Source organism: Sphingobacterium allocomposti, from assembly GCF_008124885.1.
Lineage (GTDB): Bacteria > Bacteroidota > Bacteroidia > Sphingobacteriales > Sphingobacteriaceae > Sphingobacterium > Sphingobacterium allocomposti.
In genome coordinates, this window is sequence record NZ_VNHX01000051.1 from 1 (window position 1) to 1,363 (window position 1,363).

General features: G+C 42.3%; 1 protein-coding gene. It reads left to right on the plus strand.

What is annotated here, in order from left to right; all coding sequences use genetic code 11:
* Window positions 1-54 precede the first annotated feature (54 nt).
* A complete protein-coding gene (locus BC792_RS18220; RefSeq protein WP_148910445.1) occupies window positions 55-1,287 on the plus strand; it encodes an IS256 family transposase in 1,233 nt (410 codons plus the stop codon).
* Window positions 1,288-1,363: the final 76 nt, after the last annotated feature.

Consider the following 1,363-nt stretch of genomic DNA (forward strand, 5'->3'; position numbering starts at 1 on the left):
GAGGGTGTAAAGTAAACTGTGTCAAATAAAGAATTTTTATATTAGACACAGCAAATGGAAAAAGAGGAATTTGATTTTGAACGCTTCAAAGAGGAAGCAATGAGAGGCCTTTATGAGGGCAAGAAAATGGGCGGTACCGACGGAGTTTTCGCTCCGATGTTGAAACACCTTTTGGAAAGTATGCTTGAAGGTGAGTTGGATCATCATCTACAGGAAAGTAAAGCTTCAGGAGAGGTTAACCGTAAAAATGGGAAGACAAGAAAGACTGTACGGAGCCTTCAGTCCGGACAATTTGAATTGGAGAGCGGTCGTGACCGAAACGGTACTTTCGAGCCTAAGATAGTTCCTAAACGTCAATTGATCATTACAGAGGAGCTTGAAGGCAATGTTATCTCCATGTATGCCAGAGGAATGAGTACACGGGATATTTCAAGCTATGTGAAGGAGATGTATGCCATGGATATATCTGCTACGGAGATCTCCAATATTACTGACAAGGTCATCCCGGCACTGAATGAATGGCGTAACCGCCCGCTTGAATCGGTATATCCTTTTGTATTTCTGGACTGTATGCACTATAAAGTTAAGGACAATGGCAGCGTTCAGACCCGTGCAGTATACAATATACTTGGAGTAAACCGAGATGGTCGAAAAGACCTTATCGGCATCTATCTTTCAGAAAATGAAGGCGCTAAGTTCTGGCTGTCGGTACTGACCGATCTGAAACAGCGTGGTGTAGAAGATATCCTGGTCGCCTGCGTCGATGGTTTAAAAGGTTTTCCCGATGCGATCGAAGCCGTATATCCGAAAACCCAGGTTCAACTTTGCATTGTTCATCAGATACGTTCAAGTCTGAGGTATGTTCCGGAGAAAGATAAAAAAGCTGTTGTTGCAGATTTAAAACCTATCTATCAGGCAAATAACCAAGATCAGGGCTATGAAAAGCTACTGGAATTTGACGAAAAATGGGGTAAGAAATATCCGTTATCTGTGAAGGGATGGTTGGATAATTGGGGAAATCTCTCTACTTATTTCGAATATTCACCCGATATCCGCAGAGCTATTTATACCACAAATGCTATTGAGGCTATGCACCGTCAGATCCGAAAAGTGACCAAAACCAAAGGAGCATTTACATCTGATCAGGCACTCTTAAAGCTGGTTTATCTCACGGTTAAGGAGATATCAAAAAAATGGACCATGCCTATTCGGAATTGGGGATTGACAATGCAACAATTACATATTAAATTTGGGGATAGAATTAAAGCCTTCGGCAACTCCTTTTAGGGTTCGCACTAGAGGCTGAAAGCCTCTAGTGCGAACCCTAAAAGGAGTGATGTGACACAGTTCAGTTTACACTACC

What these genes read in the sequence shown, in the direction of transcription:
- BC792_RS18220 (WP_148910445.1), top strand. Translation starts at nt 55, where the DNA reads ATGGAAAAAGAGGAATTTGATTTTGAACGCTTCAAAGAGGAAGCAATG.